20 protein-coding genes are annotated in these 23,027 nt (G+C 64.2%); 8 read left to right on the forward strand and 12 right to left on the reverse strand.

All coding sequences use genetic code 11. The features are described from left to right. Window positions 1-32: 32 nt before the first annotated feature. From I6F31_RS10310 to I6F31_RS10320, 3 genes are all read right to left on the reverse strand, one after another. Entirely contained in the window at window positions 33-1,088 is a 1,056-nt protein-coding gene (locus I6F31_RS10310) for a lysylphosphatidylglycerol synthase domain-containing protein (protein WP_036001683.1), read from the reverse strand. 448 nt (window positions 1,089-1,536) lie between these two features. Continuing rightward, the gene (locus I6F31_RS10315; RefSeq protein ID WP_036001688.1) at window positions 1,537-1,839 is read right to left on the reverse strand and encodes a hypothetical protein; all 303 of its coding nucleotides are present in this window, start codon (window positions 1,837-1,839) and stop codon (window positions 1,537-1,539) included. A gap of 2 nt (window positions 1,840-1,841) precedes the next feature. After that, window positions 1,842-3,236, reverse strand: coding sequence for an OmpA family protein (locus tag I6F31_RS10320; RefSeq protein ID WP_225185340.1), 1,395 nt, complete (start codon window positions 3,234-3,236; stop codon window positions 1,842-1,844). 164 nt (window positions 3,237-3,400) lie between these two features. On the opposite strand from I6F31_RS10320, the gene I6F31_RS10325 reads away from it, so the two are divergent. Together I6F31_RS10325 and I6F31_RS10330 are read left to right on the forward strand one after the other, a co-directional pair. Then, window positions 3,401-4,459 (forward strand): polysaccharide deacetylase family protein, encoded by a 1,059-nt coding sequence (locus I6F31_RS10325; protein ID WP_225185341.1) that lies wholly within the window; start codon window positions 3,401-3,403, stop codon window positions 4,457-4,459. Between the two features lie 91 nt (window positions 4,460-4,550). Next, on the forward strand, window positions 4,551-5,363 hold the full coding sequence (locus I6F31_RS10330) for an SDR family oxidoreductase (protein WP_036001696.1): 813 nt from the start codon (window positions 4,551-4,553) through the stop codon (window positions 5,361-5,363). A gap of 200 nt (window positions 5,364-5,563) precedes the next feature. Here I6F31_RS10330 and I6F31_RS10335 read toward each other — a convergent pair whose 3' ends face one another. After that, window positions 5,564-6,418: an SDR family NAD(P)-dependent oxidoreductase gene (locus I6F31_RS10335; RefSeq protein ID WP_036042753.1), complete on the reverse strand. Its 855-nt coding sequence runs from the start codon at window positions 6,416-6,418 to the stop codon at window positions 5,564-5,566. Between the two features lie 120 nt (window positions 6,419-6,538). Then, window positions 6,539-7,420, reverse strand: coding sequence for an alpha/beta hydrolase (locus I6F31_RS10340; protein ID WP_225185342.1), 882 nt, complete (start codon window positions 7,418-7,420; stop codon window positions 6,539-6,541). A 164-nt stretch (window positions 7,421-7,584) separates the two neighbouring features. Here I6F31_RS10340 and I6F31_RS10345 point away from each other — a divergent pair, with 164 nt between their 5' ends. Continuing rightward, on the forward strand, window positions 7,585-9,156 hold the full coding sequence (locus I6F31_RS10345) for a winged helix-turn-helix domain-containing protein (RefSeq protein WP_158284332.1): 1,572 nt from the start codon (window positions 7,585-7,587) through the stop codon (window positions 9,154-9,156). 158 nt (window positions 9,157-9,314) lie between these two features. On the opposite strand, the gene boxB is transcribed toward I6F31_RS10345, so the two are convergent. The 4 genes from boxB to I6F31_RS10365 all read right to left on the reverse strand — a co-directional run bounded on the left by boxB (window position 9,315) and on the right by I6F31_RS10365 (window position 15,258). Continuing rightward, window positions 9,315-10,766, reverse strand: coding sequence for a benzoyl-CoA 2,3-epoxidase subunit BoxB (boxB, locus tag I6F31_RS10350; RefSeq protein WP_225134351.1), 1,452 nt, complete (start codon window positions 10,764-10,766; stop codon window positions 9,315-9,317). Between the two features lie 100 nt (window positions 10,767-10,866). Beyond that, window positions 10,867-12,555, reverse strand: coding sequence for a 2,3-epoxybenzoyl-CoA dihydrolase (gene boxC, locus I6F31_RS10355; RefSeq protein ID WP_225185343.1), 1,689 nt, complete (start codon window positions 12,553-12,555; stop codon window positions 10,867-10,869). A 124-nt stretch (window positions 12,556-12,679) separates the two neighbouring features. Then, window positions 12,680-13,492, reverse strand: a complete 813-nt coding sequence (locus tag I6F31_RS10360; RefSeq protein WP_225185344.1) for an alpha/beta hydrolase — start codon at window positions 13,490-13,492, stop codon at window positions 12,680-12,682. Between the two features lie 224 nt (window positions 13,493-13,716). Then, window positions 13,717-15,258 (reverse strand): benzoate-CoA ligase family protein, encoded by a 1,542-nt coding sequence (locus tag I6F31_RS10365; RefSeq protein WP_225185345.1) that lies wholly within the window; start codon window positions 15,256-15,258, stop codon window positions 13,717-13,719. Between the two features lie 121 nt (window positions 15,259-15,379). Between I6F31_RS10365 and I6F31_RS10370 the strand changes: the two genes are divergently transcribed. The 4 genes from I6F31_RS10370 (at window position 15,380) to I6F31_RS10385 (ending at window position 18,215) form a co-directional block, all read left to right on the forward strand. Next, entirely contained in the window at window positions 15,380-16,288 is a 909-nt protein-coding gene (locus I6F31_RS10370; protein WP_225134355.1) for a helix-turn-helix transcriptional regulator, read from the forward strand. Window positions 16,289-16,290: 2 nt separating this feature from the next. Next, window positions 16,291-16,686: a group II truncated hemoglobin gene (locus tag I6F31_RS10375; protein ID WP_057028463.1), complete on the forward strand. Its 396-nt coding sequence runs from the start codon at window positions 16,291-16,293 to the stop codon at window positions 16,684-16,686. A gap of 243 nt (window positions 16,687-16,929) precedes the next feature. After that, entirely contained in the window at window positions 16,930-17,661 is a 732-nt protein-coding gene (locus tag I6F31_RS10380; RefSeq protein ID WP_225113437.1) for a helix-turn-helix domain-containing protein, read from the forward strand. Window positions 17,662-17,780: 119 nt separating this feature from the next. Then, window positions 17,781-18,215 carry a VOC family protein gene (locus I6F31_RS10385; protein ID WP_036042786.1) on the forward strand — a complete coding sequence of 145 codons (435 nt, stop codon included), beginning with the start codon at window positions 17,781-17,783 and terminating at the stop codon, window positions 18,213-18,215. A gap of 47 nt (window positions 18,216-18,262) precedes the next feature. On the opposite strand, the gene I6F31_RS10390 is transcribed toward I6F31_RS10385, so the two are convergent. Further along, window positions 18,263-18,595: a PRC-barrel domain-containing protein gene (locus I6F31_RS10390; RefSeq protein ID WP_036001758.1), complete on the reverse strand. Its 333-nt coding sequence runs from the start codon at window positions 18,593-18,595 to the stop codon at window positions 18,263-18,265. A 667-nt stretch (window positions 18,596-19,262) separates the two neighbouring features. Between I6F31_RS10390 and I6F31_RS10395 the strand changes: the two genes are divergently transcribed. Continuing rightward, complete coding sequence (locus I6F31_RS10395) at window positions 19,263-19,601, forward strand: hypothetical protein (RefSeq protein WP_225185371.1); 339 nt, start codon at window positions 19,263-19,265, stop codon at window positions 19,599-19,601. Between the two features lie 31 nt (window positions 19,602-19,632). Here I6F31_RS10395 and I6F31_RS10400 read toward each other — a convergent pair whose 3' ends face one another. Next, window positions 19,633-21,885, reverse strand: coding sequence for a TonB-dependent siderophore receptor (locus I6F31_RS10400; RefSeq protein WP_225185346.1), 2,253 nt, complete (start codon window positions 21,883-21,885; stop codon window positions 19,633-19,635). Window positions 21,886-22,071: 186 nt separating this feature from the next. Next, window positions 22,072-22,839 carry a helix-turn-helix transcriptional regulator gene (locus I6F31_RS10405; protein ID WP_225185347.1) on the reverse strand — a complete coding sequence of 256 codons (768 nt, stop codon included), beginning with the start codon at window positions 22,837-22,839 and terminating at the stop codon, window positions 22,072-22,074. Window positions 22,840-23,027 lie beyond the last annotated feature (188 nt).

The following is a 23,027-nucleotide window of genomic DNA, read 5'->3' on the forward strand; positions in this document are numbered from 1 at the left end:
TCCTGGGACTGTCCTTAAGGACCTGACACCGGTCAGGCGCCGCTGTCGCTGCGCTCTCTCACATAGGCGGCTTCAGGCGCCGGGCCGGGGTCCAGCTTGAGCGCCGCCTGTTGCAAGCGCTTCGATCGGGCGCCGATTATAACCTCTCGAAACGTCAGCAAGATTACAGATAAGACGAACGGAGACAGATAATAGAGGACGCGGAACAGGAGCATGCCGCCCAGCAGCTCCTCGCGGTCCATCTGCCAGAGCCCGACCAGCATGGCGGCATCGAACACCCCCAGGCCTCCAGGCGAATGGCTGGCGAAGCCGAGCAGGGTCGCCGAGACGAAGATCACCGCGACCATTACGAAGCCGAGATTGGGCTCGTCGGGGACCAGCACATACATCGCCAGCGCGCAGAAACCGAGATCGACGATGCCGATCGCGATCTGGAGCAGCGTCAGCGGGCCGCCCGGCAGCACCACCGTCCAAGGGCCGCGGCCGACCACCCGCGGCTGGCTCCAGACCCAGATCACGTAACCGATCAGCGCCACGATGATCATCAGCGCCAGTGTCCGGTTCAGCCAGACCGGCAGCTGGTCGATCGAGGCTGCCGCCTCCGGATGGTAGGCGATGCCGAGGCCGAGCACCGCGGCATTGCCCAGCCAGAAGGTCAGGCCGGCGAGAAAGCAGATTTTTGCGACGTCGATCGCGTTGAGCCCATAGGCCGAATAGATGCGGTAGCGCACCGCCCCGCCGGTGAAGACGGAGGCGCCGACATTGTGGCCGATCGAATAGCTGGTGAAGGCCGCGAGCGCGTTGATGCGATAGGGCACGTGGGCATGGCCGATCGCGCGCGTGGCGAAGAGGTCGTAGAAGGTCAGCGTGAAATAGCCCGCAGTGACGAATAGCGCCGCCATCGCAATCTGGCTCGGCTCGGTGCTCTTGATCGCTTCGAGGACCTCGTTGAAATCGATGCCGCGCAGCATGTGGTAGAGCACGTAGCAAGCGATGCCGATGACCGCGATGCTGATCACGACTCCAAGCTTATGCAGGACTTGCTTCTGGCGCAGAAACGTCGTCGCCCTGCGTATGGCTTCCAGCATCTAGACCTCGAACAACGCTTCAGCGGCCAGGGTGGCCGGCGGACAGGCGGACGCGCAGGCATTCAACGAACCCTCGCCGCCGGCGCCGGAATCGCGCATGCCCCCTGCCCCTCCACTAGCGCGTTTTCGGCCGAAGTGGAATTCGCCAATTCGAACAAAAACACGTGCCTTCAATATTTTAGGCAGGGTCGCAGCTCCCAGTGCAGAATTTGGCGCTTTCGTCGGCAAGGCTTGGCGCGAATCTCCAGGCGATCCTGCGCAGGGGCCATGAAGTTTTGATGATTTCGGCCGCACAATGTTCCGTCACGCCTTAAGCCAACGTCAATCTATGGAGCCGGCCTGCCTGTTGAAAGAGGGGTGACTGGAGCGGCCAGGTCCCGGTTTTCCAATGCGCCGAAAGGCCGCGGCGGAGCACACCCCGCCCCGCGCGTGAGGGTGCATAGCAACATCACACAGCGGCTGGCGGCGCGGTACGCGAGACCACCCGATCGCGCAGCCACGCTCCGATCGTGCCGCCGACGAGATAGCAGGCGAACATGATCAGGCCGAGGTCGAGCCAGTAGCCGAAGCGACCGGGGACCACATGGGTGAGAGAGGCCGCGACCAGGGCGGCGGCAAGCACTGCGAGCCACCGCGCAATCACCTTCGAGGTGCCGTTGCCGCGCTGGACCACCGAGATCCAGCCCATGCAGAAGCCCAGCAGCAGCGAGCCGATCAGCCAGCCCAGATGGAACGAGACGAGATAGGGCATCGTCACCTCACCAGAAATTCAATGCGGCGGTTCTGCGCCCTGCCTTCATCGGTGTCGTTGCCGGCGACGGGCTGCGTGCTGCCATGGCCGACCGCGGTGAAGCGGCTGGCAGGAAGGCCCGCCTTGACCAGATAGTCGATCACCGCCTGCGCGCGCTTTTCCGAAAGGGCCTGGTTGAAGACATCCTCGCCATCGGCGTCGGTATGTCCGACGACCTCGATATTGGTGGTGGGGCAGCGCAGCGCGGTCTCGATGAGGCGATCGAGAATGCCGGCCGAGTCAGGATCGATGTCCGCGCGCCTGTTCGCGAAACGGATCTTGCCCTTGGTCAGAAGCTCCGAGAACAATTGCTGGCACACGGTGCCGTCGACCGGGCCTGCGGCGGGCTTCACCGTAATCTCCGGCTTGTACTGCCAGTTCTTCGGGAAGTCCTTGCCGAGGCCTGCGCGGATCTCGTTGGCGGCGCCCTCGTAGAGCGCATCGCCCGAGAGCTTCACCTCGCGGTCGGAGACGACCAGCGTGCCGGTCGACAGCCGCGACAGCGCGCCGAGCGCAGCGATAACAGCCGTGCTGAAGGAGCCGGGGGCGCCGATGCTGGCCTTGAGATTGTCGACGACCTTTTCGGTGAAGAACTTTCGCGAGGCGCTGGTGCCGATCGCGGCGTGGACGTTGTTGTCCGGAACATAGCCGGTCAGCGTCACTGTCGCAGCCACCGGATCCTTGTAGGCCTGGAAGATGTAGGGCGGCGCCTTGATCTCGTTGGCCGCAATAGAAAAACCCTCGGGCAGGTTCTTCAGCGCAGCGGCGATCGCCTCACGGCCGCCGAGCTCGCGCGCCATGCCCGACAGATTGACCTTGGTGTCGGTGATCGTGATCTTGCCGTCCTTCAGCTTGCCGATCTGATCCAGCAGCAGCATCGCGGCGGCTTCGAACCGAGGCGGCGCCCCGCGCGCCAGTCCCATCTGGTCGGCGACCTCGACGCCGCCGACTTCCTTGCGGGCCGCCTCGGTCAGCCGGGCCCTCATCGATGGCAGCGGCGCGGAGCCCGACAGCGTCACCCGCACCACGTCGCGCTCGGCATTCCACACGAAGGGCTTGGCCTCGGGAACGAGGCGGGTCCGGTCGTCGACCAGCCGCACGCCGGGCACGGTTTCGACCGCCATCACTGCGTCGCGGCGCCCCTCCTCGGAGAAGGCGTCCGCGGCCAGGCTGACGTCGCGGCCGTCGACCGCGATCCGGGTCTTGTCCAGAACGGTGTCCTTGAGCGCAGCCGAGCTGCGGGCCGACAGATCAGCCTCGACCCGTAAGGTATTATTCCAGGCCGCAAATCCCCACATGACGGCAAGGGGGATCAACCCCGGCCACCATTTGCTGGCCCACGAGAAAAGCTTCTGCATTCGACGACCCGACCTCTGGAAACGGAGACAAAACAAACCCTTGGCAGGCTGTCAAACCGGAAATGGCCCTGGTCCCAAGGCCCGGGTGGGACAATCGGAATAACTTTTTCTTCAAGGGTTCTTCCGTAAGTTGAGGCCGGAATGCCAAAGTCCCCCACCCGGTCATGAAACAACTGCGTAACAACGTCATCCGCGCCGGGCTGGGAGCACTCTATCTCAGCGGGGCGCACCACCTGTTGCGCCCGCTCTTGTCGGGCGTCGGCGCCATTTTCATGCTGCACCATGTGCGGCCGGCGCGCGAGGCCGCGTTCCAGCCGAACCGGCATCTCGAGGTCACCCCCGACTTCCTGCGCGCCACGCTGTGCCATTTGCGCTCGCGCGACATCGACATCGTCAGCATGGACGAGCTGCATGAGCGGCTGGTGCAGGGCCGGTTCGACCGTCGCTTCGCCGCCTTCACCCTCGACGACGGTTACCGCGACAATCTGGATTACGCGCTGCCGGTGCTGCGCGAATTTGACGCGCCGCTGGCAGTCTATGTCACGAGCGATTTTGCCGACGGCACCGGGCGATTGTGGTGGACGGCGCTGGAGGCCGTGATCGCCAAGGCCGAGCAGATCGACATTCAGATCGGCAATTCCGCCCTGCGGCTCGATGCGACCAGTGTCGCGGCGAAGCAGGCGGCATTCGACCGCCTGCACGACTGGCTGCGCGCGCTGCCGGGCGAGCACGATCTTGCGCGCGAGATCGGGGCGCTGTGCAGGACTCACGGCGTCGACATGGAAGCGCTGTGCCGCGGCCTCTGCCTGTCCTGGGCCGAGCTCAAGTCCTTTGCCGCCGATCCGCTGGTCACGATCGGCGCGCACAGCGTCAGCCATTGCAACCTTGCCAAGCAGACGGAAGGCATCGCCGCCCAGGAGATGGCCGCGAGCCGCGCGCGGATCGAGCAGGCGCTGGAGCGCCCCGTGCTGCACCTCGCCTATCCCTATGGCGACCGCGACGCCGCGGGCGCGCGCGAATTCGCCCTTGCCGCATCCGCCGGTTTCAAGACCGCGGTGACGACGCGGCCCGGCATGCTGTTCGCCGAGAACGCCGACCACATGACCGCGCTGCCCCGCGTCTCGCTCAATGGCAATTATCAGGACGCGCGGATCCTGCCGGTGCTGACCTCGGGCGCCGCGACCGCGATGTGGAACGGCTTCCGCCGCATCGCGGCGGCGTAGGCCTCAATCTGCACTGGTCGAGGACAAGCGTGCCTTCCTTGACACCCCTCCCCGCTCCGCCCACAACCGGCGGCAACCAAGGGAGGAACGCATGTTCAACGATCTGTTCTCGCTCAAGGGCCGCATCGCGCTGGTAACCGGCGGCTCGCGCGGCATCGGCAAGATGATCGCGGCGGGATTTCTCAGCGCCGGCGCGGCAAAGGTCTACATCACCGCGCGCAAGGCCGGACCGTGCGAGGCCACCGCGAAGGAGCTCAGCGCGCAATATGACGGGGAATGCATCGCGCTGCCGATCGACATCTCGACCGTTGCCGGCGCCGAGCTGCTGGCCAGCGAGTTCGGGAAACGCGAGTCCCGGCTCGACATCCTCGTCAACAATGCGGGCGCCGCCTGGGGCGCGGAGTTCGACGAATTTCCGGAGAACGGCTGGGACAAGGTGATGAACCTCAACGTCAAGGCGCCGTTCTTCCTGACCAAGGCGTTGGCGCCGACGCTGCGCACGTCAGCGAGCGCGGAACGGCCGGCGAAGGTGATCAACATCGCCTCGATCGACGGCATCTTCGTCAATCCCGGCGAGACCTATTCCTATGCCGCGAGCAAGGCCGGGCTGATTCATCTGACGCGGCGCATGGCGGTGAAGCTCATCCCGGACCACATCGTGGTCACCGCAATCGCGCCGGGCCCGTTCAAGTCAGACATGAACCGCGCCGCGCGCGACCACGCCGACGAGGTCGCAACGCGCGTCCCCGTGGGCCGCATCGGCACCGACGAGGACATGGCGGGCGCTGCGATCTACCTCGCCTCCCGCGCCGGCGATTACGTGGTGGGAGCGACCATCGCGGTGGATGGCGGCATCGTCTATGCGAACCCGGGGATCAAGGGCAGCGGGTGGGACAGCGATTGATGCGGCGATCTCCCGTCACGTGCATCGGGACTCAAAACCAAAACGTCGAAAACAACCCCATGCACAGTAGCGGGCCCCTTGATCGATAAGGGATCTTTCGAGCGGCCTGGAGACAACATTTGCAGCCGCCATGCAGTTGACACGTCGGGCAAAACACGCGTCGAGCTGGCGCGTGTACTCAAAATGTATGGATGCGAGAGCTAGCGTCGCGGCGTTCGTCCGCGTATCCGGTCGAATCCTTGCTTGATCGCTGCGAAGCGCTGCTCGATGAATGGTTCGTGCTCAGTATCGGTGAAAATGTAGGGCCAGTCGTTTTCGATGGCCTCGCGAACCAGCTCGCCTACGTAGAGCGGATCAACGCCGTTGTTGATCCGTTCATGCAATGCCTTGATGATCTCCGCGCGTGGTCCTTCTGTCGGCGGAGGGTTGCCGACAGCCCCGGCAAATCGGTGCGGCACGTTGCGCCGAGAGTTCATGATCTGCGTGCGGATAAAGCCCGGACACAGAACGGAGACCCCAATCTTCCTCGGCGCGAGCACGTTACGCATCCCCTCGGAGAGCGCCACCACTCCATATTTGCTTACATCGTATGCCGGACTTGGTCCCGTAATCAGTCCGGAGACGGACGCCGTGGAAACAACCTGCCCTCCTTCGCCGTGCGCTTCGATCAGCGGACCGAATATCTCGAAGCCCCAGATCACCGACATCAGATTGACGCCGAGGACCCAGTTCCAGCCTGAATCAGTCCACTCACCAAAGGTGCCGCCGCCACCCACGCCCGCATTGTTGACCAATATGTGGATTCTGCCGTACCGCGCGACGGTCGCGTCCGCTGCCGCCTGAAGTTCGCCCTTGAGCGAAACGTCCGCTTTCACGCCATCGACATCGGCTTTGGTTCGTGTCTTCAGGTCCGCGACCACTTTTTTCAGCGCCTCCTCCTCGATATCGCAGAGCATGACCCTCACGCCCGCCCGCGACAGCACGGTCGCGATCCCCAGTCCGATGCCCGAGGCAGCGCCAGTCACGAATGCGGTCTGTCCAATCAAGTCTCTCATGCGCGTTCCACCTTGCTTTCACTCAACCAGTTCGCCCGCGAAATTGCGCCGCGGGGCGCTGGCTCCGCGCCTGCGATGACCGAGGCAGCCGGCGAGGGCGCTGCGGAAGCAGATGGTGATCTAGACCGCATGGCCGAGCGATCGTGAACTGAACGGAGAGGCGATGGACAGGCTGTCCCAAGCAAGCGCTTCGGTCGTAGACACATGGTCACCAATGCGCTGGGCTACTTCCGCAGCGTGCGTGCCCGGCATAAAGTGGGTTGCGCCCGCTATCGTGCATAGCGACGCGTTCGCCAACGCACGGGTCAGGATTTCCGCGCTTCGCTGCAACGCTTGCGGGCTACGCTCACCGCAGATGAGGCGGGTTGGGAGCAGGATGTTGGCGAAAGCCGATAATGGTGGATCGAATGCCGAACGCATGTCCAGAACCTGGGTCGCGGTCGTCCTAACGATGTATTGTCGCATCCGGGACGGCAGGGCATCGAAGCTGCCCTCACCGCCGAGATAATCGATCACCCGGAGCGCGGCTTCCCTCTCGCCGTTTTCGAACGCCTGGAAGTATGCATCGCGCATCGCCGTGAACTGCTCATACAGCGCAAGCTGGCTCTCCCGGCGCAGCAGGCCGAAAGCCACCGGCTCTATCAGGGTCAGGCTCATGAGCGGCAGCATCCCGCACAGCGCGACGTCCAGACACGCGAGCGCGCCGAGGGAATGTCCGACGAGATGCACGGGACTGCCGGCCCGGCGGATCACGGCTTCGATGATCTCCGCCTGCCGATCGATCGATGTATCGGCAGCCGTCCGTCGGTCCCTCGTGCCGCCATAACCCGGAAGGCTCGTCGTCACCGTCCGGAAACGACCGCCGAGCGCCTCGATCACGCCCCGCCAGCTTGACGCGGTCGCCCACGATCCCGGCACGAACACGATGGTGGGTCCCGTGCCCTCCTCGCCATAGTCGATGTGGCCGTGCCTATCCTGCAGCATTGTTGAGGCTGCGTTCATCGCCATCACTCCGGTCTTGAGGGTTTCGCCTGGCAAGAATGCGCGAAGCGCGACGGCAACACTTTACAGACCGCTTACATTTTCATTACCGACGGCTGATTTCGCGCGCTCCCCCGCTTGCTGGGCTGTGCTACGCTCGCGCTGCTGGAGGAACGGACGAGCTGATGCGCTATCTGTTTGAAGACTTTGCGCTCGACGCCGACAAGCGGGAGCTGCGCAGGGGGATCGATGCGGTTTCGGTGACGCCGCAGGCCTTCGACGTGCTTCTCTACTTGATCCGCAACCGCCAGCGTGTGGTTAGCAAGGACGATCTGATTTCCGCCATTTGGGGCGGCCGCGCCATCTCGGATGCCGCGCTTGCGACCCGCCTCAATGCAGCGCGCGCCGCAATCCATGATGCCGGCGATCAGCAGCGCCTCATTAAGACGCTACAGAGGAAGGGTTTTCGCTTCATTGGCAGCGTGCAGGAAATCGGCGGACAGGATGACGCTGCGGTCCCAAATGACGCACTTCAACCCTCGACACTAGCTCCCGCGCCGTCCGACAAACCCGCGATTGCCGTGTTGCCGTTCCAATCCATGCCGGCCCGTCCAGAACAAGAATACTTCGCCGATGGGTTGGTTGACGATATCATTACTGCTCTCTCGCGCTTCAGGACGCTCTCTGTCATCGCTCGCAACTCCTCGTTCACCTACAAAGGTAAGGCTGTCGACATCAAGCGCGTCGGACAGGAGCTTGGCGTGCGATACGTGCTCGAAGGCAGTGTGCGCAAGGGAGGGTCGCAGCTAAGAATCAATGCACAATTGATCGATGTTGCAACTGGCGCGCACCTTTGGGCCGATCGGTTTGAAGGTGCTTTGGGAAACGTTTTCGATTTACAGGACCAGGTCGCGCTACACGTGGTCGGGGCCATCGCTCCAGAAGTCGATCGTGCCGAGATCGACAGAGCCAGTCGAAAAAGGACCGGTAACATCGATGCGGTGACAGCGTATTATCGCGGTTTGCCTCATATTCGTTTCCCGACCACTCCACAGAATAATGAAGCTGCCTCTAGGCATTTCGAGCAAGCGATTGCTCTTGATCCCAGTTTTGCGCCTGCGTATGGCGGCGCTGCAACTTGCATAGCGTGGCGAAGGGCTAACAATTGGCCTGGAGACTTTGTCGAAGACAACGCTCAGGTCTTGCAGATTGCCGAACGTTTAAAGGAGCTCGGGGCAGACGACGCAATGGCCTTAACCGTTGTGGGCTTTCTCCTGTTCTGGTTCGCGCTCGACCTCAATGGCGGGGTTGAATTGGTCGAGCGCGCCATCCATTTCAATCCAACCTATGGACCCGCACTTCACGCGCGGGGCCTCATTCGAGGTTGGCAAGGCGAATCCGATGCCGCCGTTGCGGACCTTGAGCTGGCTCTGCACCTAAGTCCGCGCGATCCTTTCAACTACAACGCAATGCTGGGACTTGCCCTAGCGCATCACAACGCCGGCAGACATGCCGAAGCCGGTGAGTGGGCTGACAAAGCCGTTCGAGCCTTCCCCCCGGCGTTTAATGTAGGAATGGCTCAGGCCATCCTCTGCTACGTGGGCGCTGGACGATTGGACGACGCTCAAAGGCTGATGGCAGAAATTCTCCGCCGATCTTCTGGCTCTCGACGATCAACTGTGGCTGCCCCGCACTATTCGCCCAAGCTTAGAGCGGAACTCTTGGAAGCGATGATCAAGGCGGGACTACCCGAATAGCTTTGTTCTTGGGGCAAGCAGGCGGTGGGCAGGCTGGCGCGTGAGTACGCCGCGGCGCCTCGCGTCTATCACAGCCGCCTCTGGAATACTGGATCGCCCGGTCAAGCCGGGCGATGACGCTGTGGGTGTGGAACAGTCGTGGTGCGTCGCAAGCGCCCTCACGACTCGATCTTCACGTACTCGAAATCGCCCGGCTTGTTGTCGATGCCGACCTTGGGCGGCGAGATCCAGGAGGCGAACTGGCCGATCTCGGTGACGGGCTGCATCAGGGAGGTGATGAAGTCGCCGTCGCTGGCCGACGGCAGCCATTCGTCCTTGCGCTTGGCCCAGGTGGCATCGTCGATCAGGATGCCGTCGGGCGTCGCGTGAACGTCCTTGAACTCGCCGATGTGGCGGTGGAAGGCGACGTTGGGCAGCGTCAGCTTGAAGTCGTAGCCGGCGGTCGAGATCACCTTGTTCCAGCGCAGCATGCCCTTGACGCAATCCTGGCTGTAATCGTCGCGCAGGCGCATGTTGAGCGCGGTCAGCGCCGGTTCGTCGACCAGCTTGATCTCGCCGTTGATCAGCTTGAGCACCGGATAGGTGGAGTTCTTGAGCTGGTGATCGTCCTCGATCTGGGTCTCGTGATAGCGGCCCTTGATGCCGGCGTTGAAGGCGTTGGCCGCGTTGGTCGACACTTCCGAGCCGAACAGATCGAGCGACAGCGTGTAGTGCAGGTTCAGCTTCTTCTGGATGGTCGGAAGATCGATCACGCCGAGCGCGCGAACCTTCGCGATGTCGGTGGGGTCGGTGATGCCGGCCGCGCGCATCGCATCGCAGGTGCGCTGCACGACGCGGGTGATGCCGGTCTCGCCGACGAACATGTGGTGCGCTTCCTCCGTCAGCATGAAGCGGCAGGTGCGCGACAAGGGATCGAAGCCGGACTGCGCCAGTGAGTGCAGCTGCATCTTGCCGTCGCGGTCGGTGAAATAGGTGAACATGAAGAAGGACAGCCAGTCCGGCGTCGCCTCGTTGAAGGCGCCGAGCATGCGCGGCGCGTCGGCGTCGCCGGAGCGGCGGCGCAGCAAATCATCGGCTTCTTCACGGCCGTCGCGGCCGAAATATTTCTGCAGCAGGTAGACCATCGCCCAGAGGTGACGGCCTTCCTCGACATTGACCTGGAACAGGTTGCGCATGTCGTACAGCGAGGGCGCGGTCTTGCCGAGATGGCGCTGCTGCTCGACCGAGGCCGGCTCGGTGTCGCCCTGGATCACGATCAGGCGGCGCAGCATGGCGCGATGCTCGCCCGGCACTTCCTGCCAGGCCGGCTCGCCATAATGCTCGCCGAACGGCACGACGCGGTTCTCTTCCTGCGGCGCAAGCAGAATGCCCCAGCGATATTCGGGCATGCGGACATAGTCGAACTTGGCCCAGCCGCGCGGATCGACGGAGTAAGCGGTGCGCAAATAGACCAGGGATTCCTGGAAGCCCTCGGGGCCCATATCGCTCCACCAGTCCATGTAACCGGGATGCCAGCCCTCCAGCGCCTTGAGCACCTGGCGGTCTTCGGCGAGGTTGACGTTGTTCGGAATCTTGGTCGAGTAGTCGACGTTCATGATGTTCATGTTCATGGGGACCTCCCGTGTGGGACTAGCTCGTTTGAAGGGGCGAATGGCGAATGGCGAGTAGCGAATGGGCATTCCCTATTCGCCATTCGCCACTCCCTACTCGCTAGACTCTCGTCATATCGAATTTCGGTTTCTGGCCGCTGCCGTAGCGGCGCAGCGCGCCTTCTTCGCCGACGGCGTTCGGGCGCTGGAAGATCCAGTTCTGCCACGCCGTGAGGCGCGCGAAGATCTTCGATTCCATCGTCTCGGGGCCGACGAAGCGCAGGCTCGCTTCCATGCCGGTGAGGCTGTCGGGCGAGAAGCTGGCGCGCTCCTCGAGGAACACCCGGACCTCGTCGTCCCAGTCGATGTCGTCGAGCGCGAAGGTAACGAGGCCGAGCTCTTCGGCCTGCTCCGCATCGAGGCTGGTGCCGAGCGTTGCTTCCGCGCGCTCCAGATCGGACGGATCGGCCTGGAAGCGCGATTCCAGCCGTGTCAGGCCGTGGCTCATCGGATAGGGGCCGAAATTCATGGCGGACAGCTCGATCGACGGCGGCGGACGATTGTCGCCCTGGCGGGCGCCGATCAGCATGTAGGAGCGGTCGGCGGCAAAGACGAGCTCGGCGAGCGTGCCGGCAAAGCAGGAGCCGGGCTCGACCAGCGTCACCAGCGTACGCGAAGTGACGTCGACGCGCTTGAGCACGCGCTTCCAGTAATGCCTGATCTCGTTGACCAGCCAGTGCGCCTTGTTGGCTTCGAGGAACGCATCGCTGGCGAGCACATGGGCGCGGTCGCCATGGCTCTTGAACACGAGCATCGCGATCTCGAGCTCGTTGATGCGCAAGTGCAGGATGGCGTCATCGAGCTCGCGCGCCACTTGCAGCGGCCAGAACGAGGCGCCTTGCGCCATCATGCCGTCGATGTCGGCGGGCGGCGCGGTCTCCGGCGCCTTGATCGAGATGGTGGCGATGCGAGCGGTGCGATCGATGTCGACGGTGACGAAGCCGTAGCGGATGCTGTTTTCGTCGATCAGGCGCCGGAGCGGCGTCAGCGCGATGCCCTTGCCGCTGCCCTTGCGCTTCGATTGGCCTGCGAATTCCTTGGCGCGCTCGGCGATCTTTGCTTCCAGCTTGGAGTTCGGCGCGATCTCGTCGACGAGGCGCCATTGCACGGCGCGCTTGCCCTTCACGCCTTCCTCGATGGTGCAGAAGACATCGGCGTGGTCGCGCCGCACCTTGCGCTTGTCGACCACCCGCGTGAGACCGCCGGTGCCCGGCAGCACCGCGAGCAGCGGCACTTCGGGCAGCGCGACGGCGGACGAACCGTCGTCGGCGAGGATGATGTGATCGGTCGCGAGCGCCAGCTCATAGCCGCCGCCGGCAGCGGAGCCGTTCACGACCGTGATGAAGCGCTGGCCGGAATTCTCCGACGAATCCTCCATGCCGTTGCGGGTCTCGTTGGTGAACTTGCAGAAGTTCACCTTGTGGGCATGGGTCGAGCCCGCGAGCATGCGGATGTTGGCGCCGGCGCAGAACACGCGGTTCTTGGCCGAGCGCAGCACCACGACCTTCACTTGCGGATGCTCGAAGCGCAGGCGCTGGATCGCATCGGCCAGCTCGATGTCAACGCCGAGATCGTAGGAATTGAGCTTGAGCTGGTAGCCCTCGAACAGGCCGCCATTCTCGTCGACGTCCATCGTCAACGTCGCGACGTCGCCATCGACCGCGAGCTTCCAATGCTTGTAGCGGGACGGTTCGGTCTGGAAATCGATGAATGTCGCGCCGCCTGCGAGGCGCCGATCTTCCCCGGCCATGAGCCACCCTTAAGCTTGGTTATGCATTTGGAGCGTTAGATGCACAATAGTGCATCTTGTTAGGTTAGTCTAGCCCGAATCGCGGATTCACATGCACTTTGCTTCATCTAGGCGCTCATGGGTTTCATGCGGCCTGAAGCCCCGGATCTTCCCGCAAGGCGGCCTGCGCAAACTGCACGATGGCATCAAGGGTCGGCCCCGGGGCCTCGCGATGTGGGGAATGCGCCGCGCCGGCAATGATTTTCAGGTCAACCGGGCAGTAACATTCTTCCTGCGCGATCTCCGCCTGGCGCAGGGTCCCATATTGGTCGTCTGCGCCCTGCACGATCATCACGGGCACGCGGATGTAGGCGAGGTATTCGGAGATATCCCAATCGCGGAAATCCGGATCGAGCCAGGCGCCGTTCCAGCCGTAGAAGGCGTTGTCGACGTCCTTGTGCCAGCGCGCGAGCTTTGTCTTGAGGTCCGTGGTCTCGAACGTCGTCTTGATCGCGGCGATGGATTTGATCGAGATGTCCTCGACGACAAAATGCGGCGCGATCAGCACGAGCCCATTGAGGCGATGATCCTGATGGGCCCCGGCATAGATGGTGGCGATCGAGGCACCATCGGAATGGCCGAGCAGGAGGCCGCGCTTGAAGCCGATCATGTCGAGCAGCTTCGGCAACACGTCCAGCGCCTCGCGATGCATGTAGTCGAGCGGCCGCGGCAGTGCGACCGGGCTGGACTGGCCGTAGCCTGCGCGCGAATAGGCGAAGATGCCCGCGCCCGTGGCCTGCTGCAGCTTCTCGGGGAAATCACCCCAGAGGCCGACGCAGCCGAGGCCCTCATGCAGCATCACGATGGTGGGCGCGTCGGGGACTAGCGGCGCGAGCCATCTGTATTCGAGGCTGGCGGTACCAATGTCGAGGAAGCCGGTGGGGGTGAGATTGGTCATGGTCGAATTCCTGTTCGCTCTGTCTGCACCCTCCCCTGGAGGGGGAGGGTCGGCTCACATCGAGCGCAGCGAGATGTGAGACGGGGTGGGGTGACAGTCTCTCCGCGGATGCGGTGCCCGTGTGGAGAGATCACCCCATCCCGCTTCGCATTGCGCTTCGCTCCATGCGAAGCGACCCTCCCCCTCCAGGGGAGGGTAAGCGAGCGCGTTCGCCGCCTGCACCATCAATGCGCGCCCTCGCGCAACTTGAACCGCTGGATCTTGCCCGTCGCCGTCTTCGGCAAGGACTCCACCACATCGATCCAGCGCGGATATTTCCAGGGGCCGATCTTCTGCTTGACGTGCTCCTTGAGCATCTCTTGCAAATCCGTCGTCTTGGCGCCGGGGCGCAGCACGACGAAGGCTTTCGGCTTTAGGAGTCCTTCTGGATCGGCCTCGGGCACGACGGCAGCTTCCAGCACGGCCGGATGCGTGATCAGCGCGCTTTCGACCTCGAACGGCGAGACCCAGATGCCGGAGACCTTGAACATGTCGTCGGCGCGGCCGCAGAAGGTATAGCGGCCCTCGGCGTCACGAATGTATTTGTCGCCGGTGCGGGTCCACGGCCCCTCGAAGGTGCGGCGGCTCTTGTGACGCTGGTTCCAGTAGCCCTCGCCGGCGGAGGGCGCATCGACCAGGAGCTCGCCGACCTCGCCGTCGGCGACGTCCTGGCCCGCCTCGTTGACGAGCCGCACCGCATAGCCGGGCACCGGCTTGCCGGACGAGCCGTATTTGATGTCGCCGGGCGCGTTCGACAGAAAAATGTGCAACAGCTCGGTCGAGCCGACGCCGTCGAGAATGTCGACACCGAACCGTGCCTTCCAGCTGTGGCCGACGGATTCCGGCAGCGCCTCGCCGGCGGAGGTGCAGATGCGCAAAGCCTTGCCGCCGCGCTCGCTCTTCATGGTCTCGTCGTTGAGCATCGCGGCGAACAAGGTCGGCACGCCATAGAAGATCGAGGGATTGTAGCGGTTCATCAGGTCGAACATCCGCGCCGGCGTCGGACGCTCGCTGTTGAGGATCACGCTGGCACCGACAGACATTGGAAAGGTCAGCGCATTGCCGAGGCCATAGGCGAAGAACAATTTCGCCGCGGAGAGACACACATCGCTCTCACGGATGCCGAGCACCTGCTTGGCATAGGTGTCGGCAGTGGCCTGCAAATTGGAATGCAAATGGCGCACGCCCTTCGGCATGCCCGTCGAGCCCGACGAGTACAGCCAGAACGCCGGCTCGTCCGGATGCGTCACGGCGGTGGTGAACTGATCGTTCTCGCCAGCGAGCTCTTCGGCAAGCTGCTTGTGGCCGTTCTGCTTGGCGCCGGAGACCACGACATGCTCGAGATCCGGCATGCGGCCGACAACGTCCTTGATGACGGGATAGAGCGCTTCGGACACGAACAGCACGCGCGCGCGGCAGTCGGCGAGGATGTAGGCGTATTGGTCCGCGGTCAGCAGCGTGTTGAGCGGCACCGGCACGATGCCGGCGCGGATCGCGCCCAGGAACACGATCGGGAAATCGATTGTATCCAGCATGATCATCGCCACGCGCTCCTCGCGGCGGACGCCGAGCCGGCGCAGCATGTTGGCGGCGCGCCGGGTCTGTTGCTGGAGCTCGCCATAGGTGAGCCGCGAGACGGTGTCGTCGAAGGCGAGCTTGCTGCCCCTGCCTTCGTCGACGTTACGGTCGAGCAGCCAGGTCACCGCGTTATAGGATCCCTCGCTCACGGACATCTCCCCGGAATTTAGAATTATAATTCATAGAAAGACACCACGGCGGCTTGCTGTCAATGCCAGCAGGCACTATGTTTCATTAAAACGCGCCGCAGGACCCCTGTAAAGAAGACTCATGACCGAAAGTCCCGACGCCGAATCCCGCTTCCTCGAACAACTCGGCCAGCGTGTGCGCACCATGCGCGCGCTGCGCGGCATGTCGCGCAAAGTGCTCGCCAAGGTGTCGGGGATCTCGGAGCGCTACATCGCGCAGCTCGAGAGCGGCAAGGGCAATGTCTCGATCGTGCTGCTGCGCCGCGTCTCCGACGCGATGGGCGCCCATCTCGAAGATTTGCTGCCCAGCGCCGATCCGACGCCGGACTGGCAGATGTTTCGCGACCTCCTGCGCAAGGCGACGCCCGCGCAGATTGCTCAGGCCAAGGATCTGCTCTCCGGCGGCAGCGCAAGCGCGCCCCGCCGCGCGCCGTTCTGCGGGATCGCGCTGATCGGCCTGCGCGGCGCCGGCAAGTCCACACTTGGGCGGATGCTGGCGAAGAAGATCGGCTGGAGTTTCGTCGAGCTCAACAAGGAGGTCGAGCAGCAGAACGGGCTCTCGGTCGCCGAGATCATCGCGCTGTACGGCCAGGAAGGCTTTCGCCGCATGGAGCAGGCGGCACTGCAACAGCTGCTCGCGCGCAACGAGCTGATGGTGCTGGCAACCGGCGGCGGCATCGTCTCCGAGCCCCTGACCTTCGATCAGGTCCTCTCCTCGTTCTACACGATCTGGCTGAAGGCCGAGCCCGAGGAGCACATGGCGCGCGTGCGTCGCCAGGGCGATCTACGCCCGATGGCTGATGATCGCTCGGCGATGACGGAGCTGCGCAACATCCTGCTCAGCCGCGAGCCGTTGTATTCGCGCGCGACCGCGGTGGTGGATACCGCCGGCCTCTCCGTCGATGCCGCCGCCGCACGCCTGATCGATGCGGTGCGGCCGGTGCTGCAGAACGAAGCCCGCAGCTTCGGCCTGCGCAGCGTGGCGCTGTAGCGATGACGTCCACCGACGTCGCCACCTCCATGTTCGAGCGGATCGGCGGCAGCGCCACGATCGACGCCCTCGTCGACCGCTTCTACGACCGCATGGACACGCTGCCGGAGGCGAAGATCATCCGCGCCATGCATGCGGACGACCTTGGCCTGATCAGGGACGTGCTGAAGCGCTATCTCACCGAATGGACCGGTGGCCCGCGGCTCTATACACCCGAGAAAGGTCATCCGCGGCTGCGCCAGCGCCATTTCGGCTTCGCCATTGGGGACGCCGAGCGCGACGCCTGGATGCTCTGCATGCGCGGCGCGCTGGAGGAGACGATCACCGACGCCGCCGCGCGCCAGGATCTCGACAAGGCGATAGCGGGCCTGGCCGACTGGATGCGCAACCGGCCGTGACGGGGCGGCAGCGCTTCGGCGCAATTCGACGGCCACGCACCGGGTCATTTGAGTTCCGCTGCGATCGCCTGCTAAGCTCCAGGCATGACCGACATGCTCTGCGACACCATACGCATGGAGCGCGAAGTGACGGAGCGTTAGCGCGTGATGGACGCACCTCCCGATGTCATCCGTCGACCGCCCTCGCCGCGTCTTGCGCGGCTGATCTCCAGCATTTCCTTCTACCGCGAGCGCGGGATCGGCTTGGCCGCCTTCCGCCACGCCGCGCCGCTTGCACTGCCTCTGCTGGTGAATTTGGGAACGCCCTTCCGCATTGCGCTCGGACACCGACCGGACACCGCCGATGCGCGGCCGAGTTTCGCAGCGGGTCTGTTTCCTGGGCCGGTCGTGATCGAATCCGACGGGCGCGCCGAATGCGTTCAGGTCGATTTCACGCCGCTCGGGGCGTATCGCTTCTTCGGAGGCGCCGTGCCCGATCTGACCGCGCGGATCGTCGGGCTCGACGACATTCTGGGACGGCACGGCAGGGAGCTCCGCGCCAGGGTGGCCGAGGCGGCCGGCTGGCAGCGACGATTCGAGATCGTCGAAGACTTCGTGCTTCGCCGCGCCGTACACGAGCCCTCGCCTGAGGTCGCCTTCGCGCTGGAGACGCTGTGGCGAGGCGCGGGCGCGGTCAGGATCGCCGACATTGCCTCCGACATCGGGTGGAGCCGCAAGCATCTCACACGCCGCTTCCACCGCGAGATCGGCGCTCCGCCAAAGACGCTGGCCCAGATGCTGCGCTTTCATCGCGCTTGCGTCCTGGCCCGGACGGATGGCGCAGGCGGCTGGGCGGCCATTGCCGCGGACGCCGGCTATGCCGACCAGGCACATCTTGCTCGCGATTTCCGGATGTTCAGCGGAGAGACGCCGACCGGATGGGCCGCGCGGCTCGATGTCGTCGATTCACGCCTGATGCGGGACGGCGGGGGCTAGCGCCAAAACAGCGGCAAGACGGCGCAAGGCACGGTCAGGTCCCATTTGTTCAAGCCGGCCGCCATGATCCGAACTAGGGTCGGCTTCGCAACAAGCTTGCACCGAACCTGGAGAGTGTCATGAACCAGCCGAACGGCTACGAAGCGCCGCGCCTCTACCACACCATGCGCTGCAAGGATGCCGAGGCGATGATCGCCTGGCTGAAGAACGTTCTCGGCTTCACCGAACGGGTGGTGTACCGCAAGGAGGGCACAGTCGTTCACGCCGAGCTGGCGTTCGGATCGTCGATCCTCATGCTGGGCGCGCATCGCGACGACGCCTACGGCAAATTGGTTGGCGACATCGGCGGCCGGCGGACGGATGCCGTCTATCTGGCCGTGGAGGATCCCGACGCGCTCTTTCAAAAGGTGAAAGCCGCCGGGGCGCAGATCGAGATGGAGCCCTACACGACCGATTATGGCAGCCGCGATTTCGCCGCACGCGATCCGGAGGGCGGGCTCTGGAGCTTCGGCACCTATTGGCCCAAGGTCGGCGAGCAGCCGCTCGCGGGATAGCGGGCGCTCGCGTCAAATACTGCTCCGCGGCCGAACCGTCTTGCTCGCTAGACCGACCAGTAATGCGGATGCGGGTAGGGCCGCGAGCGGTCGCCCCAGTCGAACGCGTCGCCATCGAACTCGCACGGGCCGCTGCTGAGTTCGTCCAGCGTCTGCTCGGTCTGGAACGCCTGCCGTGCTGGATCGTATTTCAGCGCGCTCCACTGCAGCGGATAATGGTGACGCGTACCGAGCAGCCCGCCGGTCTTGATCACGGCATAGGCAACCGTTCCGCTCATCTTGTCGAGCATCAACCGCTCGATCGTGCCGAGCTTCGTGCCGTCGCGTCCGTAGACGGCGACGTGCTCCACGCGATCACTGGGAACCATGGTGTGGTTCATGGTGTCCTCCCTGTTCTCGTCTGTTCACGATATTATAGCACCGGTTTCGCGGCGGCGGGAGCAGCTACAACTGCTGTAAGCGGCCCGCCCCGGCCACCAGAGCGTCACTTCAGCCGAATCGTGTCGACGCGACGGCACTGGACGCAATGATAAACGTGCTCCGCAGGCAGCGTGACTATTCCAGGTAGTGTCGCCAGGAACTTCATTGGCCGCCTGCATTTTGAGCAGATGAGGATCGGCGGATCGTCTTGGCGATCGGAACTCATACAAGAACCGGGGCTGAGGCGCCCGCACGTTACTGCCGCGCTGCGGGCGCTTCATCCCGGGAGAACTACCGGCCTTGATCGGAATCCGATCGGCCCCGCTCGGCGCGCTGCTTCACGCCCGCGTGAGGCGACTTCTTCCGGACTGTTGCGACGACATCGCGCCGCCCCCGGACGAAGCCATTTTCCTCACCCGGCGAAAAACGCCGGAAAGGCAGGCGGTCTAGATTCTCTGCATTGATCAACAACGGAGTTCGGTCATGTGGGGTCAACTTTTCAGCCTGATCTATCGCCTGTCCTGCCGGACCACCCTGATCGAGATCGGCACGCACCGCCTCGCGCGTTAGGTCCATGAAGCCCAAGGGAATTGGGTAAGATCGATTGACCAGATGACGGGGATTGCCATGCGCAAGCTGATCCTGATCGCCGCGATGTCGCTGCTCGCAAGCCAGGCCCATGCCGGAGGCTCGCGGAGCCTCAGCCTGGCGGCGGCCGATTCGAAGCAACCGGCCACCGAGCAGCAGGCCGCGCCGGCCGCCGGGCCGCCGCAGGCGACGCAAGCGTCACCGGCCAACGTCCAGACGCCGACCGCACCCGCCGCAACGACACCGACAACCGCAGCGCCGGTGCAATCAACCACGACGCCGGCAAAGACGACCGAAACGCCAAAGCCCAAACGCCGGCAGCCGTCCGTCGAAGCCCGCGTCATCCGCGAGCTGCACCGCCACGGGATCTATTGGTAACTGTCCGGCCCCGTCCGCCCGGCGGCTGCGCTCACCAGCGATAGCCGAGCGTGGCGATGACGGTCAGCGGCGCGCCCCGGTAGCAGTAACCGACCTGACAGGTCGTGTAGTGCACATTGAACAGGTTCTTGGCGTTGACCTGGAACTGGAGTCCTTTCAGATCCTTCGCCGCCTGGCCGAAATCGTATTTCAGCGCGGCGTCGACCAGGGTCACGGAGCTGTTCTTGAACGTGTTCAGGTCATCGCCATAGCTCCAAGACATGTAGCGCGCGCCGGCACCGACGCTCAGGCCCGCGAAGGGGCCAGCCAGCGGCAGGGCGTAATTGCCCCACAGCGTCACGGTGTGCGGAGGATTGCCCGACGGAAACTTGCCGACCAGCGCGCTGTCGCCGGCCTGCTTGGTGACCATGTCGAGATAGGTGTAGGACGAGGTGATGTCGAAACCATTGCCGAGGCTTGCAAGCCCCTGCAATTCGAAGCCGCGGCTTTGAATCTCGCCACGCTGGACCGTCACGCCCGTGCCCGTCGTCACCAGCCCGCCATCCTGCGTCAGGTCGAACACGGCAGCGGTGATGAGGCTCCGCGTCCCCGGCGGCTGATACTTCACGCCGATCTCGGTCTGCTTGCCGGTGGTCGGCTTGAAGAAGGCGCCTGAGGGATCGACGCCGAGATTGGGAAAGAACGACGTCGAATAGGCGACGTAGGGCGCCACACCGGAATCGAACACATAGGTCAGGCCTGCCCGCCCGCTATAGGCCTGATCGGATTGCGTCTGTCTTGTCAGCGCGAACCGGTCCTCGCCGGTGGTGCGGACCCAGTCGCTGCGGCCGCTCAGCGTCAGGATCCAGTGGTCGAGTTTGGCCTGGTCCTGAATGTAGACGCCGGACTGGGTCTGCCGCTGCGCCGTGGACGAGGAGATCGCGGGATCCGGAATGGATTCCGGCGCATAGACCGGCGCAGCCAAATTGAGATCGGACACGCCGAAGCCGAACCCCTGCTTGTCGGTGAACTTCGACGACGTGTAGTCGGTGCCGACCAGAAGCGTGTGCTGCACCGGGCCGGTGGCGAGCTTCGCCTCGACCTGGTTGTCCATGATGGCAGATTGCAGCGTGTCGTGGACGTAGCCGGTATAGCGCGACACGACGTTGCCGACGGGAGCACCGAGAAAGCCGACATAGCGCGTGACCGCGTCGAGATCGACATAGCGGAACTTCTGGCGGACGGTCACGGCGTTGTCGAACGCGTGCTCGAACAGGTAGCCGACGCGCCCCTGCTCCTGATCGAGCGAATTGTAGGACGGGCTGCCCGTGAAGATGTCCGTGGTGGTGCCGACCCCCGTCGAATAGGTGAACATCGACCCCGGCGTCTTCGATTTCTGATAGGCGCCGAGAAGCGTGAGGGTTGTCGATTGGTCCGGTCTCCAGGTGACGGCGGGAGCGACATAGGTGCGGTTGTCCTTGCCGCCAGGCACGAACACGTCGGCGTCTCGCACCACGCCGGTCAGCCGATAGGAGAATTGGCCGTTGGGATCGATCGGCCCCGAAAAATCGAAATTGCCCTGAACGCGATCGCGGTCGCCGAACAGCGTCTGCACCTCGTGGAAGGGCTGGCTGGTCGGCAACTTGCTTTGCAGATCGATCAGTCCGCCTGGCGAGCCGAGGCCGTACAGCGCCGAGCTCGGGCCGCGGACCACGGTGATGCTGTCGACCCCATAGGGCTCCGTCTTGAACACGCCGAGACCGGCGCCGACGAGACGCAGGCCGTCGAGATAGATGCCGTTATAGGTGATGTCGAAGCCGCGGATCGAGATGGCGTCGAAGCGCGGATCGTAGCCGGAAGCATCGATGCGCACGCCCGGCTCATAGCCGACGGCTTCCGTCAGCGTCTGCACGGCGCGATCGTTGAGCTCCTTGCGCGTCACGACCGAGATCGACTGCGGCGTCTCCAGCAGGGGGGTGCTCGTCTTGGTGGCCGCGGAGCTGCTGTTGGCGACGTAGCTGTTCTCGCTCGACGTCGCGGCGCGACCGCTACCTGCCTCGCGCCCATCCTGCTGGCTTGCGGCTTGCCTGGAGGCGGCATTGCGTTGCGCCGCGACACGGCCGCGCTGCGACGGTGAATTGCGGTGGGCAGACACGGCGCGCGGGCGCACCTGGTTCGGCGCCTCCACGGTGACGGGCGGCAATGTCGCGGCCGTCGATCCCGAATTGGTCCCGGAGACCTGTGCAAGGGTCGGTGTCACCTGCAAAACCACGCCCAGACCGGCTGCACCCAGACCAGCCTTCATCACCCGTTCCCAACCGAACGTTTGCCCGTCGCCACGCCTCATCGTCTTCCCCAAGCTCCGTCTTTGGTCCAACCCGGGAGTAACCAGATCGCGACGCACGGCGCCTTTGCGACCGCGCAAATCGCCTTTGAGTCCACGTGGAGGCTTTCAAGACTGAGGCGTGAGGCAGCGCATCGCGCGCTGCCGTTACTGGCAGCGACTGGGCGAATGACCGAAGCGCCTGCGAAAGGCCGTCGCGAAGTTCGCCGGATGGGTATAGCCGACCCGATAGGCCGCCTCGGTGACCGACAAGCGCTGGTGAATCAGAAGAGCTCGTGCAGTATCGAGCCGGCGCGCCCTCAGATAGTCGATGGCGCTCTCGCCATAGGCGATCTGGAATTTCTGATTGAAAGATCGCCGGCTGAGGCCTGCGTTCCGCGCCAGCTCGTCCATGCTCCAGGGATAGGCAAGGTCGGCGTCCATCCGCTCCTTGACCGATTGCAGCCGCATGCGCTGGAGGTCTGTTGCCGGATCGACCGCGATCCGGCCGCACTCGCCGAACAAGGCATGGACGACGATCTCGGCGGCATGCGCCGACATCAGCAATCGCGCCGCGTTTCCGGCGACCGGCGGCGAGAACATTTCCGCCGCGACGGCCCGCACGCGCGCTGATGCGGCCAGCGAGAGGACGACCGCGCCGGATCCTTCGTCCTTGAACAGCGCCCGAAACGCGGCGCCGAGTCCGAGCTGATCGATGGAAGCTCCGGGCAACGCAAGGCCGATGGCGCACCGCGTTGAGCGTTTCACGGCGAGGGACTCGCGCACCGCGATCACGCCCATCCGCCTCTCGCCGATCGAGCGCGTCAGAGTGCCGGGGCCAGCACCGACTTCATCGAACGCCACCGAGATGAACAGGCCCGGCGCTGCGATTGCAGGCCCCTCGGCGTCGGCTCGGAACTCACCTTGGACGACCACGCAGCCCGGATAATCCAGCCATTGGGCTGCCCCTCGCTGTGCGGAACCGACGTCGTCCTCAGGCAACCCGACAATTTGCTCGTAAAGGTCCCGCATCGAATCCACAACGCCGCGTCTTCTTTGACGGCTGACGGCGGCGCGCTCAAGAGCTCAGCGCGCTGTTTGGAGGATTTCGAAATTGGATTTGC

It is taken from the genome of Bradyrhizobium sp. NBAIM01 (genome assembly GCF_020194115.1).
Lineage (GTDB): Bacteria > Pseudomonadota > Alphaproteobacteria > Rhizobiales > Xanthobacteraceae > Bradyrhizobium > Bradyrhizobium yuanmingense.